The organism is Brevibacillus aydinogluensis (assembly GCF_961514395.1).
Taxonomy (GTDB): domain Bacteria; phylum Bacillota; class Bacilli; order Brevibacillales; family Brevibacillaceae; genus Brevibacillus; species Brevibacillus aydinogluensis.
In genome coordinates, this window is the sequence record NZ_OY569118.1 from 392,426 (window position 1) to 406,833 (window position 14,408).

Consider the following 14,408-nt stretch of genomic DNA (forward strand, 5'->3'; position numbering starts at 1 on the left):
ACCGAAAGCAGTCCAGAGCGTATGTGGTATAAATTGTTGATGGCCAATATAATTGACTGGTGCCATAATACGAGACAGCATGATATCAAAGTCATAGAATCGGGAAAAGAGTCATGAAACGAAGCATTGGTATTGCCGCATTAACGCTGATTCAAATCGCGCTGACAGTCTGGCTGGTCATGCAGGTGCCTGTGAGCGTCGCCTGGCTTGTATTGGTAGCCGCTGCCCTGCTGTACGGTCTGTTCCTGTACTTGTCCCCACTCGGCTCCTTCACCTTGCTGGTCGCCGTCATTTTGCTACACGCCTTTTTTGCTGTGGCACAGGGGTGGAAATTGGGGTGGGACATTGGTACGCAATCCCAATCCATCGTGTATCAGCTTGGGGTGTTGGTGCTGATGGCTGCGACATGGGCGCAGGCGACTGAGCTGCGCAGGTGGGCACGTCAATATGAGGAAGCGCAGCGGCAGATTGCCGCGCTGCGCAAAATGGACGAGGCGGTGTCTGTACTCAGTGCAAATGAGTTTAAGGACCGCTTGAAAGCGATCATGGTCTCCCTGCGCCGGCGAAACGAACCGGGCATAATTGTGTTTGTGCCCGTTCCTTCATACGTTGACGGGTTTGGCGGTCAGCGCTACACGCCGGAAACGGTGCTGCAGGTGGTGGGAGAGGCGGCGCTTAAGTCCGTGCGCGATCAGTTTGACATTGTGGGACGCATTTCGCCCTCGACGATCGCGATTGTGCTGCAGCGCTGCGACCGGGAAGGGGCTCATCGCATGCTGCGGCGGTTTCACCGGCTGCTGCACCAGCAGCGCAGGATTCGCGCAGACCTGGTCATGTCGTGGGTGCGGCTTGAAGACTTGTTCGTGTTCCAGGACTGGTCTGCGGTGGAGGCCCTGCTGGAAGAATGGAGTGCGGATTATGACGCATCCGTGCAGCGGAGAGGAGTTCCTGAACCGTGTCAGTGATCCTGCCTGTTATTGCGGCCTTGTTTTGGCTGCTGCTTCTCTATTATTCGGTGCTGTGTGTCGCCGGTCTTGCGTTCCGGTCAAAAACGGCTCCATCCCCTCCGCTTGACGAATACCCCAGCGTCGCCATTCTCATCGCCGCCTACAATGAGGAAAAGGTCTTGGCCCAGACGCTGGATGCCATGGCGAGACTAAAGTATGACGGGCCGCTGACGGTGTATGTACTGAACGACAGTTCCTCCGACGCCACCGGGGACATCGCCGACTATTACGCGTCGATGTTTCCCCACATTCGTCATGTCAAAGTCCCCCCGGGAACGCCGAAGGGAAAGGGACGGGTGCTGAACTACGGTCTGACGCTGGCGCGGGAACAATACATCGCCGTGTATGACGCCGACAACCAGCCGGAGCCGGACGCCCTGCGGCTGTTGATCGAGGCGGCCGTGCAGACGCCGGGGGCGGCAGGGGCTGTCGGCTACGTGAAAACCCTGAACGCGGAGAAAAACGGGCTGACGCGAATGATCGCCCTGGAGTTTGCCGTCTTCCAACTGCTGATGCAATGCGGACGGTGGTATTTGTTTGGCTTGGGAACGCTGACCGGAACCAATCTGGTGGTGAAGCGCGAGGCGATTGTCGCCGCTGGCGGCTGGGATTCGTCCGCCCTGGCCGAGGATGCCGACCTGTCGATCTCGCTTGCCGCTTTGGGAGGGAAGCTGCCGATTGTACCGCAGGCGCGCTCATGGGAGCAGGAGCCTCAGACATTTGCCGTGTGGCTGAGACAGCGAACGAGATGGATGCAGGGCAACTTGCAGTTGATCGGTAAAATGTTTGAACAGCCGGCGTGGCGCGAGCGGCACGTTGTTTTGCACGCGGTTCACATTTTGTCCATCTACATTGTGTTTGCGGCTGTCTTGTTCATTTCCGATGCGTGGTTTCTGTTGGGCGTGCTGGGGATCGTCCACACGTCGTACACGGTCCCCCTGCTCCTGCTGTGGTTTGAGGCGTGGCTGATCTACGTGATCCAACTCTTGAGCGCGGAAGTGGCGGACGACATGGCAAGTCCCGTCAATCTGGCCGTCTCCTTTATCATGTATGTTACCTATTCGCAGCTGTGGCTGTTCCTGCTGGTGCGCGCCGCTGTCCTGGAGTACAAGCGTCGGCGCGTGAACGTGGAGCCGGTATGGGACAAGACCCTCAGATTTTAGACAGGCGATATTACTGGCCCTTCGTCGTTTACCGGCGAAGGGTATTTTTTTGAAAAGAGTGGTGAGCCGGGCGAGCGCATGACAGGGGGCATTGACCATTACGCGTTCTCATGGTAGTTTGATACTATCTTCTCTTTGGTATTTTTTCCTATCTGACAAGGTCGTGAGCGAACAGTCTGAGACGCAAGTCCCTATCAATCGGAGGAGTAGAGACATGAGATGGACGATTGGCAGAAAAGTAACCGCCGGATTTTTATCAGTCGTACTTCTTTTGGTAATGGTAAGCGGCCTGTCACTTTACTTCCTCAATAAAGTGGACAGTTCGTTCTCTGAAGTCATGAACCGAAGAGCTGTCATTCTCTTGAACGCGAAGAACATTCAAGTGAACGCGACCCAACTGAACAACAGTTTGCGAGACTATTTGCTGACCCACAATGCAGCATCGCTGCAGCGAGTGGAGGATACAAGCAAGACGTTGTCGGAATTGGTCTCAATCTCCATGGAACTGGCCGATACGCAGGAAACCAAAGTGTATCTCAGCCAGATTGAACAACTGAACAAGCAGTTCCAAAAATCGAAAAGTCTGATCGTTTCAGTAGGGAACGAGCAGGCTCTGGCCTTTGCCACGACCTCATTGTTTCCGATTTCACGGGATATGCAAACCATCGCGGAACAGATCAGTGAACGACAGCAGAAGCTCATGACCCAGGCCACTCAGGAAAACGCCGCGATGGTAAACAGCGTGGAGATAACGGTATGGGTGATCAGCGGGATCGCGGTCATCCTGGCGATTGGCATTGGCTACGTGGTATCCCGACTGATTTCGCGGCCCGTTGTGCGGCTCAAGTCCTCGGTCGAAACGATTGCGTCCGGCGACCTGACGGCAGACGATCTTTCTGTAACCAACAAAGACGAGATCGGGGAATTGGTTCATTCCTTTACGGTCATGAAAAACAATTTGCGCGGCTTGATTCAGCAGGTGCGCATCAGCGCCGAGCAGGTGGCTGCTTCCGCTGAAGAGCTGACAGCCAGTGCGGAGCAAACAAGTAAAGCTACGGAGCAAATCGCCTCCACTGTGCAGGAAGTCGCCTCAGGCTCCGAGCAGCAGGCCGTCAGTGTGGGGCAAAGCGCCCAGATTGTTCAAGAGATGGCGCAGGGAATCCAACAAATTGCGGCAAACGCCCAGCAGGTATCCGCCTCGTCCATACAGGCAGCCCAGGTGGCAGAGGAAGGGAATCGGGCGATCCAAACCGCCGGCGAACAGATGGGATCGATTCACGACAAGGTGAACGATCTGGCAGCAGTCATCAAGGAATTGGGCGAACGTTCCGCAGAAATCGGCCAGATTGTTCAGGTGATCTCCGACATCGCCTCTCAAACCAATCTGTTGGCGCTGAACGCAGCCATCGAAGCGGCAAGAGCGGGTGAGCACGGGCGGGGATTTGCGGTCGTTGCCGATGAAGTGCGCAAACTTGCGGAGCAGTCGGCGGCGTCTGCAAATCAAATCCACGACGTCATTTCGTTGATCCACGGGCAGATGGAGAAGGCGGTCACTTCCATGGATCAGGTAAAAGATGAAGTGAACGAAGGAATGGACGTCGTGACCCAGGCAGGGACGTCTTTCGCGCACATCCAGCGCTCCGTGAATGATGTAGCCGTGCAGATTCAGGAGGTTTCCGCCAGCGCGCAGCAGATGTCGGCGTCTGTGGAAGAAATCGTGCGTTCCATCACCTTGATCCGGGAAGTGGCGAATGAAACAGCCGCTGGAACGCAGAATGTGTCTGCCGCTGCGGAAGAGCAGTTGGCCTCGATGGAAGAAATCTCGTCTTCCGCCCTGGCGCTGGCAAAAATGTCTGAGGACTTGCAGCAACATATTTCGCGTTTTCGGGTGTAGAAAAACGTGTTGGAAAAGAACCTCATCGTTATTGATGGGGTCTTTCTGTTGAGTGTGCCTCTTGACATCTTGAAGCACTCGGACAGCTTCGTGATAAAATTGAGAAAGAGTCGCGTTAGCTACCCGCTTTCGAATACTTTCTCGGGAGGGAACGAAGATGAATTACCGTCGTCTCGGAAACTCGGGATTGAAAGTGAGCGAAATCAGCCTGGGAAGCTGGCTGACGTACGGAGGCTATGTCGGCAGGGAGGAGGCGATCTCCACCATCGACAAGGCCTATGAACTGGGAATCAACTTCTTCGACACAGCCAACATTTACATGAAGGGGGAAGCGGAGAAGGTGGTCGGTGAGGCCCTGCGGAAGTATCCCCGCGAGTCGTACGTGTTGGCGACCAAAGTCTGGGGACCGATGGGCGATCGACCCAACGACCGGGGATTGTCCCGCAAGCACATCATGGAACAGTGCGAAGCGAGCCTGAAGCGGCTCGGTCTCGATTACATCGACGTGTACTACTGCCACGCCTTCGACAACGACACCCCCATGGAAGAGACGCTGCGGGCGATGGACGATCTCGTCCGGCAGGGCAAGGTGCTGTATGTCGGTATCAGCAACTGGACAGCGGCGCAAATCGCCGAAGCATTATCGATCATGGACAAATACCTGCTGCACCGGATCGTGGCGAATCAACCGCTGTACAACATGTTTGCAAGAGAGATTGAGAAGGAAATCATTCCGCTGTGCGAGCGAAACGGCATCGGACAGGTCGTCTATTCGCCGCTGGCGCAGGGCGTGCTTGCCGGCAAGTACCGAACGGTGAATGAGGCGCCTGCGGGCAGCCGGGCGGCCGACAAACGCGGCAACCAGACAGTGAAATCGTGGTTGAAAGAAGAGAACCTGCACAAGGTGGAGCGTCTGCGTCCCATCGCCGAAGAACTGGGGCTTTCCTTGGCCCAGCTTGCGTTGGCCTGGACGCTGCGCCAACCGAACGTCTCCAGCGCGATCATCGGAGCGAGCGTGCCCGAGCAGGTGGAACACAACGTGAAAGCCTCCGGGATGACGATTCCGGACGAGACGCTGGCCACTATCGACAAGATTCTGGAACAGGCATGATGCCTTTACCCGGCGCCCCATTTCCGTGGGGCTTGCTGTTTTTTAGCCGGCCCTCTTTCCCCTATCAAGTTCCCGCCGATTTGCCGATATGGTAAACAGAGCACGTATTACTTCTGGTGCAAGCGGGAGGGACATTTGATGAAGAAATGGCTGTCTGCAAGTTTGGTGCTCACCCTGCTGGCCTGTACGCCGCTGGCCGCGGTCCATGCGGAAAAACCGGTAAAAGAAGCCCAAAAAGGGAACGGTGGCGGTCAAGTGGACAAAGACGCCAAGGGAAAGGGCAAGGACAAGGGAAAACCGGATAAGGACAAGCCTTCCGGTTCGACCGCAGGAGGCGTGTCTCCAAAAGAAGCCGTCCAGCAAGCTGTCAAGACCAAGAAGGAACTGATCGAACTGCGTCAGCAGTTGAAGCAAGTCAAAGAGGCAACGGAAGAACTGAAAGCGAAATACGAAGAGCTGACCAGGATGCTGGAGCAGCAGTCCGAACTGAAGCAGGCGCTGGACGTTCAAAAAGAACTGCTCAACCGCTTCTATAAACCAGGCGATCAGAAACTGTTCGACAAGCTGGGCGAACTGTACGAGAAAACGGGCGACACGTCGCTGAAGACGTTTGTCAATGGAAAAGAAGTCGTGATGGACACCGCCCCGTTCGTGGAAAAGGGACGCGCCCTGGTGCCTGTGCGTGCCATCGGCGCTGCGCTGAAGGCCGAGGTGAAGTGGAACGGGGAGACCCGCACCGTCGAAGTGGTGCGCGGCGACAACAAGATCACGCTGTATCTCGATTCCGGCGAAGCGGAAGTGAACGGGGAGAAGATCAAGCTGGAGACCCCGCCGGTGATCAAAAAAGGCCGCCTCTTTTTGCCGCTCCGTTTTATCGGGGAAACGCTGAAGGCAAAAGTCGGTTATCAGGAGAAAGGGGATCTGATCATCATCGAGGATGGCAGCCTGACGGGAACCGACGATATTGACACCACACCGGAGACACCGGCACCAAGCGGAGAAGGGGAAGAACCAGCGCCCTCACCGGCAGCAGACGCGAGCGAAGCGTCAAACACATCGGAATCCGCTGCCTCAGAAACGGCACCAACCGGCGAGGCTTCCGAATCGGCCGGCTCCGGCACACAGACGGTGACGACGCCGTAAAGACAACACTCTGAGTCAAAACGAGAGGGCGAACCATACGCAGGTTTTGCCCTCTCAATTTGTTTTAGAAGGCACCGTGCCCGCATCCAACACGCGTTCCAACGGATACCAAGTTTTCGATGTTGCATTAAGGGCTCACTGTGCTATAGTTGAGTACGAACAGCATCTCTATAAACCTTTACATATAGATGTAGAGAAAAGTTGGGAGAGACGTTATGTTATCCTTTTTGAAAAACATATTGGGGAAAACGCCGACGCCGGAAGATGTGAAAAAACAGGTGCAGGAGGAGTCGGTATTGCCGGCAGCGGATACCGACGTGTCCGAGAAGGCGCCGGAGCAAAAAGAGACGGAGTCCAAGGCGGCTGGGGTGACTACATCCCTGTCGCTGCACGAGTCGTGGGAAAAGCGGCTGACCACGCAGGAGAAATACGCGTTGTCGTTTATGGCACAGGAACTGCCGCCGCTGCAGGAGGGGAATATTTCCCTGGCCGGCATTTCGCTTGTCCCGCACGATGACGGTGTTCAGGTGACGGCTTTCCTGCGCAACGGCACCAACCGGCCTCTGCGCCTGGGGGAGATGCCGCTGGTCGTGTTGTTTGGGGATCAGCAGTTGTTCACCCGACAGACGTTTGACCTGGGAGAGCTGGGCGAAATTCCGCCGTTCGCGGCCAGACCGTGGACGTTTGTGTTTAAGCGGGAGTACTTCCTGCAGGTAAACGTTTTGCTCACCAACTGGAAGATTGCGTTTGAGCTGGCACAGAAAAAATTGGTGCTGCCTCAGCAGTTGGAGCTGGAAGAGTCGTGGATCAAGGCGCTGACGGACGAGCAGAAACAGTCCCTGATCGAACTGGCCAAACGGCTGCCGCCGCTAAAGGAAGGGGAAGTCAACATTCAGAGTGTACAGCTTCGCCGGGCGGAGGATGGTGCACTGCACGCGATGCTTTTGATCCGCAATGGGTCGACGCAATCGCTGTCCATCGAAAAGCTGCCGCTCGCCCTTTACGACGCGGCAGGAGACAAGGTGGCGGAAGGGCTGTTTGAACTGGGGGGGTTGACCGTCAACGCCAATACCAGCAAACCGTGGATGTTTATCTACCCCAAAGAAAGTGTGTTGAAGGATGACGCGGACTTCTCTCGCTGGAAGGTAGGCGTGCCGCAGGGGTAAAGCGGGCGTTTAATCGCTTGCGGCCATTTGACCCCGCCTGCCGAAAAGTCTTATCATAGAGAGAAGCTTCATTTGTGCTGCGGTCAGGAGAGGAGGATGCAGATGTTTTCCTTTTTTAAGAATTGGTTGAACAAGGAGCAGGGAAAAACGCGCTCCATGGAAGAGTTGAAACAAGAGATTCAGGAAGATGCGGCTGTCGATTTTGCCGAACTGAGCGAACAGGAGGCGGAGGTTGAAGCAGGGGAGCCCGTGCCGGTTGCGGAGGCCGGGAACCAGAAAGTGCGGACGGACCTGTCCCTTCACCCGGCCTGGGAGCAGCAGTTGGACAACGAGAAAAAGTACACCCTCCGTTTTCTGCAGGCACAACTGCCGGATGTGCCGGCCGGAAGCATCAGCGTGACCGGATTCAGCCTGATTCCGAATCCGGAGGGCCTTACTGTGGCAATGTTTGTCCGCAATGGTCTGGATCAACCAGTGCGGTTTAAAGACATTACCCTGGCGATCTATCTGGATGACAAGCCGTTTGCTCGTCAGCGGGTTGACCTGAGCGGAATGGGATCGATCCCGCCGCGCAGCAGCCGTCCGTGGGAAGTATTCTTTCCGGAGGGCACGTACCTGCATGAGAATTTCAGATTCTCACGCTGGAAAGTGATGATGAAGGCGCAGGCCAACCCTTACGTCTGGCCCAAACATCTCGACCTTGACCCGCAGATGGAAGCACGCATGACCGAACGGCAAAAAGACCGCCTGGAGCTCTTGAGCCATTCGCTGCCGCCGATTGAAGCCGATACCGTTGAGGCTACCGGCTTTGACATCGGCTGGACGAAAAGGGGAGAGCTGGTGGTGGCTGTACTGTTCCGCAATGGCTTGCCGGTAGACTATCGCCCGGGTAAATTGACGATCACCGTATCCGACACGGAGGGCGATGTGGTCGCAACCGGGATCATCGACGGCAGCAGCATTCGGGTCCGTCCGCGGACAAGTCGACCGTGGCTGTTTGTCTTCCCGGAAAATGCGGTGAAAAAGAAAAACGCCAGCCTGAAACGATGGATGCTGGAGGTTACCTGACCGCCCCTGCATTTGTTACCTGTATCCGCTGGTCGGGAAATGAGGAGGTTTTGACATGAGTTGGTTGCTGGAAAACTGGTTTGGCTCCAAAGAGAGCCTGGAGCAAGTGCGCGAAGATGTGCACAATCACCTGCAAAAGGAGTCTTATCTGGGCGTGTCCGGGATCGACAATCCGGAGCAGTCGTCCAATCGCATCCCGTCCAAGGAAATGGTCTTGAACCTGCACGGCCCCTGGGGCGATAAGCTGGATGAGCAGGAAGCCGAGCTGATGCAGTACATTCACGACGAGCTGCCGCCCGTGGTGCGGGACGAAGTGGGGATCTTCCCGTTCTTTACTCAGGTGACGCAGGAAGGGTACCTGGTGCTTACCTTTATCCGCAATGCCACCAGCCGCAACATGCTGTTTCAACGGCTGCCGCTGAGACTGGTCACTCCGGATGGAAAAGTCGTCGCCCGCAAAACGTTCCATCTGCTGGAGTTTGGGCCGGTCGGCGACAAGTCGAGCCGTCCGTGTGAGTTCCTGTTCCCGTGGAGCGAGTTTGAGGAGCTGCCGGATAAGGAAGTGCCGCTCACACTGGAATACAAGAAACCTGAGAAAACAGCCGAGCACCCGGAAATGCTGGGCGGAGAGCTGACCGAAGAGGAGCAGCAGCAGTACCAGGACAAGGCAGCTGCTCTGCCGGTTGAAGATGACCTGGTGGACCTGCAGGTGCTGGACATTTTGGATGGAACCAACAACGGCCTGAAGGTGGTCGTGCTGTTCCGCAACGGGCTGAACAAGCGTCTGGAATTTACGGAAGTGCCGATTATCGTGCACGACAAGGCTGGAGATGCAGTGGCCCGCGTCCACTACACGCTGGAAAACCTGAAGGTGGAAGCCAAGGGCAGCCGGATGTGGGCGTTTGAAATCCCGGCAACGTCGATCAAGAAAGAAGGCGTGAAAGCCGCTGATTGCACCGCTTTCATCCCCAAAGCCAAGCAGCAGAAAAAAGGACAGGCTGCGCCTAAAACTTCGCAGCCGAATGGCTTATTGCAATAACGAAACGTTTCAGAACCACCCCCTTTTGCCGCAGTGGCAGAAGGGGGTATTGCTGTTTGGTTGGATGACGTTCCAGGTATTGGATCAACAGGGTTGCGTTTCATCTGTTTGTTCCGCTATGCTAGATAGATAGAAATGGTAGAAAGTACAGAGAAGGGCATGTGACCCGCCACTACCTGATTCCCTGTGTTTCGCCGTCATGGGAAAAACAGGGGAGGAAGGACTGTCATTTTCATGAGGAGAGTTATCATTTTGGGGCTTGTGGTCGCCATCGGATTGGCGGCGGTGATCGCGAATGTCAGAGCCGTGTCAGCGGCCGGAATCACGTCGGACCGGTACATCAACAACCAGACCCATCTCAAGCAGATCAAGGCGGACCAGGCGTGGAAAACGGTCAACAGCAACAATTCCATCATCATCGCCGTCCTGGATACAGGGGTGGATGCCAACCATCCCGATTTGAAAGGAAATGTACTGCCGGGGATCAATCTGGTGAATCCGGGAAAGTCTGCGCATGACGACAGCGCAAACGGACACGGCACGGCGGTGGCAGGGATTATCGCGGCCAAGGGGAACAACGGCATCGGGGTGTCCGGGGTGCTGTGGAACGCCCACATCCTGCCGATCAAGGTGCTGGACAAATACGGCCAGCAGGACAATATTGACGTCATCGCCAAGGGGATAAACATGGCGCTGGACCGGGGGGCCAAGGTGATCCTCATGTCGGTCAGCAGCATGTCGTACTCCAAAGCCTTGACGGAGGCGGTTCAGCGGGCGGAAGCGAGCGGAGCGGTGCTGGTGGCGGCCAGCGGCAACGAGAGCGACCGGGTCGCCTATCCGGCTGCGTATCCGACCGTGATCGCTGTCGGGGCGGTCAAAAGCAACAACCAACCGCTGAGCGAGTCCAATTCGGGGCCGGAGTTGAATCTGGTGGCTCCCGGCATGAACGTGTACACCACCAAGCCCGGAGGCAAATACGGTACGTTGAGCGGCACGTCGGCCGCTGCTCCCCAGGTAGCCGGGGCCGCAGCGCTGGTGCTGGCCCGCCGTCCCAACATGTCGCCGTTCGATGTACGACAACTTCTATACCAGACCGCCACGGATCTGGGCGAGCGCGGCTGGGACCGGCAGACGGGCTACGGCCTGCTCAATGTCGACCGGGCCGTCCGAAGCAACCCTTCGACGGATTTTCACGAGCCGAACAACAGCATGGGACAAGCCAGTCCGTTTCCCATCGAGTCGCAGATTCGCGGACGGCTCAACCAGTCCGACACGATTGACTGGTACAAGATGGATATTCCCTACGATGGCAAAGTGACGCTGAGGGGTTCTATATCCACTTCGATATCGTCCCCCATGGCCGCCACGTTCTATTCGGAAAATCGTACGCCTGTCACGTATTACATGGGCAACGGCGATACCCTGACGGTTCCGGCCAAGGCCGGACGCATGCTGATCAAACTGGAGCGAACCGGCGGGGTCAACGCGTTTACCTACGTGCTGACCAGCTCGTTTTCGATCAACCCGGACCGCTACGAGCGAAACAACAACATGGATACGGCGCGACCCCTGGTCGGAAATCAGATCAGCGTGACCGGCAATTTTCACGAGGAAGGCGATCAGGACTGGTTTTCCTACTACGTGCGTGAGTATGGCCGGCTGAACATTACGGTTACCCCTGACACCAAGCGAATGGATCTGAACATGCGCATCGGCAAACAGGGGCAGGGATGGGAAGAGTTCGACACCTGGGACCGGGACAACCCGGTCGAGCGGGCACAAAAAGATGTGTCGCCGGGCAAGTATTACATACGCATCAGCGAATACTGGGGCAATCAGGTAAACGGGGAGTACCGGCTGGATTTGTCCTTCACGCCGGTTCGCAAGGACGTCAATGAACCAAACGATACGTATCGCCAGGCCTCTCAACTGGCCAACGGCACATTGATGACCGGCACCTTGCCGACCCATACCGATTCAGATTGGTTCCAATTTACCGTGGATTCGGAATCCTACGTCAGCGTTCGTGCGCCGTTTGTCCCCGTGTCCAAGGGGATGCGCATCGAGATCTACGGGTCCCATACCTTTAACTATGCGCTGGCTGCTACCGATCAGGTGGCCCAGTTGTCCGATCAAGGCAAGGAAGTCATCGGATTAAAGCTCAAGCCTGGGAAGTACTACATCCGATTGAGCAGTACGGTCCCGTTCAAATACGATGCCTACCGCCTCACACTGCACAAGGAGAAGCTGGTGGACGGCTATCGGGACATTGCCGGTCACTGGGCTCGCGCCGAAATCGCCCGGCTGACTCGAAAAGGGGTCGTCAAGGGTTTTGACAATGCCACGTTTCAGCCGAATCAGCAGGTGACGCGGGCACAATTTGCCACCATGCTGATCCAAGCCATGCGGGCCAAAGGGCTGCCGGTGGGGGCGTATACGGGCCGCAATCCGTTTGGCGACCTGTCCAGCTCCCATTGGGCCTACCAGCCGCTTCTAATGGCGTATAAACTGGGGATTATGCAGGGGTACCCCAACCGGACGATCAAGCCGAACCAGCCCATCTCCCGGGCGGAGATGGCCCAGATGACCGCCCGCGCCCAGAACTTGCTTTTGACCAAGCACTCAAGGTCGTCATACCGTGACGTACCGATCAGCCACTGGGCGTCTCCGGCGATCGAGGCGCTCACCTCCAGAGGTTGGCTGAAGGGCTACGGGAATCTCTTCAAGCCGCAGGGACGCGCGACCCGAGCCGAAGTAGTCGTTCTGTTGGCCAGAGTCTACAAATTGTGATCAACAATTAAAGGAGAGGACATCGAGATGAACAAAGCGACAAAAGGATTGATTGCAGCTGCAGTTGTCGGCACGGCCATTTTTACTTCCCAAGCGATGGCTGACGGCGGAAGCGCCGGCGTGCCGGGTTCTGCAGACGACCCGGTCGTGACGAAAAGCTACGTCGATCAGCAGATTCAGCGAGCGCTGGGCAGCGCAGGCGGCGGGAACAGCGGATTGACCGTGGTGGAGCTGAATCCGGGCCAGACGCTGTACGGCTTTGAAGGGACGGAATTCATCGTCCGCACCGGACAGGTGCAAGCTGTCGCCGGCAACAATGGAGACGGTCTGACCGACATTACGCAGGGGGCGGATCTCCGTGCCGGTGCACCGGTTTCCCACAATCACCTGCTCCTGATCGCCCGCTCCGACAACCGCGGATTGCGGCTGGATCCGAACTACAGCGGCGTGGCCTACATCATGGTGCGCGGCAAATACGAAATCCGCTAAGTGCATATTGACACCGAAGAGAAAAACCAGTATTCTATTATGCGAATGGATACTCTTATCCAGAGTAGGCGGAGGGACTGGCCCTATGAAGCCCGGCAACCGACTTGAGCGGTGCTAACCAGCAGAACGGAAATCTGTTCTGGCCGATAAGAGGTAAGGAACGCATCAAAACAAGCACCTTTTCCTCAAACGGAAAAGGTTTTTTTTGCATGTGCCTTCGACTGATAAGAACCTGTTTCGGCCACCACACTATTTGTATGAGTCTAAAGGAGGTCGTACACATGGCATTGCAAAAAGGTCGTCGCCTGTTCACTTCTGAATCTGTCACCGAAGGTCATCCGGATAAGATTTGTGACCAAATTTCCGACGCCATTCTGGATGCGATCCTGGCAAAGGATCCGAACGCTCGCGTTGCTTGCGAAACGTCCGTAACCACCGGTCTCGTGCTCGTGGCGGGTGAAATTACCACCAACACCTATGTGGACATTCAAAAGCTGGTGCGCGACACGATCCGCGAAATCGGTTATGATCGCGCCAAATTTGGCTTCGACGCGGACACCTGCGGCGTCATCACTGCAATCGGCGAGCAGTCTGCCGACATCGCCCTGGGGGTTGACCAGGCCCTGGAAGCGCGCGAAGGCAAAATGACCGACGAGGAAATCGAAGCGATTGGCGCTGGCGACCAAGGGTTGATGTTTGGGTTTGCCTGCAACGAAACGCCTGAACTGATGCCGCTGCCGATCAGCATGGCGCACAAGCTGGCCCGTCGTCTGACCGAGGTGCGCAAAAACGGCACGCTCAGCTATCTGCGTCCGGACGGCAAAACCCAGGTGACTGTGGAATACGACGGCGACAAGCCGGTTCGCATCGACACCATTGTCATTTCCACCCAACACGCTCCGGAAGTGACGTTGGAACAAATCAAAAAAGACCTGATGGAACACGTCATTAAGCCAATCGTTCCTGCAGAACTGCTGGATGACGAGACCAAGTATTTCATCAACCCGACCGGCCGTTTCGTGATCGGCGGTCCGCAGGGCGACGCCGGCTTGACCGGACGCAAAATCATCGTGGATACTTACGGCGGCTACGCTCGTCACGGCGGCGGCGCGTTTTCCGGCAAAGACCCGACCAAGGTGGACCGTTCCGGTGCATACGCTGCTCGTTACGTAGCGAAGAACATCGTCGCAGCAGGCCTGGCGGACAAGTGCGAAGTGCAGGTAGCGTACGCCATTGGTGTGGCACAGCCTGTGTCCATCAGCGTGGATACGTTTGGCACCGGCAAGATCGCCGAGGAGGAGCTGGTGAAGCTCATCCGCAAGCACTTTGACCTGCGCCCGGCAGGTATCATCAAACAGCTTGACCTGCGTCGTCCGATCTACAAACAGACTGCGGCATACGGTCACTTTGGGCGTAATGACCTGAATGTGCCGTGGGAGAAGACAGACAAGGCAGAAGCGCTGAAACAGGACGCTGCCGGTCTGTTGAAATAACAACCGAGTAGGGAGAGCCTAGTGCACGCACTAGGCTTTTTTTCT

General features: G+C 56.4%; 11 protein-coding genes and 1 riboswitch. All 11 genes read left to right on the forward strand.

Going from position 1 to position 14,408, the window contains the following annotated elements:
- Window positions 1-113 precede the first annotated feature (113 nt).
- The 11 genes from Q7F15_RS01980 to metK all read left to right on the forward strand — a co-directional run bounded on the left by Q7F15_RS01980 (window position 114) and on the right by metK (window position 14,363).
- Window positions 114-965, forward strand: a complete 852-nt coding sequence (locus Q7F15_RS01980) for a nucleotidyl cyclase domain-containing protein (protein ID WP_304415024.1) — start codon at window positions 114-116, stop codon at window positions 963-965.
- Entirely contained in the window at window positions 956-2,170 is a 1,215-nt protein-coding gene (locus Q7F15_RS01985) for a glycosyltransferase family 2 protein (RefSeq protein ID WP_171564161.1), read from the forward strand. The genes Q7F15_RS01980 and Q7F15_RS01985 overlap by 10 nt, the downstream gene beginning before the upstream one ends.
- Window positions 2,171-2,384: 214 nt before the next feature.
- Window positions 2,385-4,064 carry a methyl-accepting chemotaxis protein gene (locus tag Q7F15_RS01990; protein WP_171564162.1) on the forward strand — a complete coding sequence of 560 codons (1,680 nt, stop codon included), beginning with the start codon at window positions 2,385-2,387 and terminating at the stop codon, window positions 4,062-4,064.
- 157 nt (window positions 4,065-4,221) lie between these two features.
- The gene (locus Q7F15_RS01995; protein WP_171564163.1) at window positions 4,222-5,175 is read left to right on the forward strand and encodes an aldo/keto reductase family protein; all 954 of its coding nucleotides are present in this window, start codon (window positions 4,222-4,224) and stop codon (window positions 5,173-5,175) included.
- Window positions 5,176-5,313: 138 nt separating this feature from the next.
- Window positions 5,314-6,318, forward strand: coding sequence for a copper amine oxidase N-terminal domain-containing protein (locus Q7F15_RS02000; RefSeq protein WP_171564164.1), 1,005 nt, complete (start codon window positions 5,314-5,316; stop codon window positions 6,316-6,318).
- Window positions 6,319-6,533: 215 nt separating this feature from the next.
- The gene (locus Q7F15_RS02005) at window positions 6,534-7,484 is read left to right on the forward strand and encodes an accessory Sec system S-layer assembly protein (protein WP_171564165.1); all 951 of its coding nucleotides are present in this window, start codon (window positions 6,534-6,536) and stop codon (window positions 7,482-7,484) included.
- A gap of 102 nt (window positions 7,485-7,586) precedes the next feature.
- Window positions 7,587-8,552, forward strand: coding sequence for an SLAP domain-containing protein (locus Q7F15_RS02010; protein ID WP_304415025.1), 966 nt, complete (start codon window positions 7,587-7,589; stop codon window positions 8,550-8,552).
- A 55-nt stretch (window positions 8,553-8,607) separates the two neighbouring features.
- A complete protein-coding gene (locus Q7F15_RS02015; RefSeq protein WP_230077479.1) occupies window positions 8,608-9,591 on the forward strand; it encodes an SLAP domain-containing protein in 984 nt (327 codons plus the stop codon).
- 234 nt (window positions 9,592-9,825) lie between these two features.
- Window positions 9,826-12,381 (forward strand): S8 family peptidase, encoded by a 2,556-nt coding sequence (locus Q7F15_RS02020; RefSeq protein ID WP_304415026.1) that lies wholly within the window; start codon window positions 9,826-9,828, stop codon window positions 12,379-12,381.
- A 27-nt stretch (window positions 12,382-12,408) separates the two neighbouring features.
- Complete coding sequence (locus tag Q7F15_RS02025) at window positions 12,409-12,870, forward strand: hypothetical protein (RefSeq protein WP_171564169.1); 462 nt, start codon at window positions 12,409-12,411, stop codon at window positions 12,868-12,870.
- Window positions 12,871-12,922: 52 nt separating this feature from the next.
- Window positions 12,923-13,023, forward strand: a riboswitch (SAM riboswitch).
- A gap of 134 nt (window positions 13,024-13,157) precedes the next feature.
- Window positions 13,158-14,363, forward strand: coding sequence for a methionine adenosyltransferase (gene metK, locus Q7F15_RS02030; protein WP_171564204.1), 1,206 nt, complete (start codon window positions 13,158-13,160; stop codon window positions 14,361-14,363).
- Window positions 14,364-14,408 lie beyond the last annotated feature (45 nt).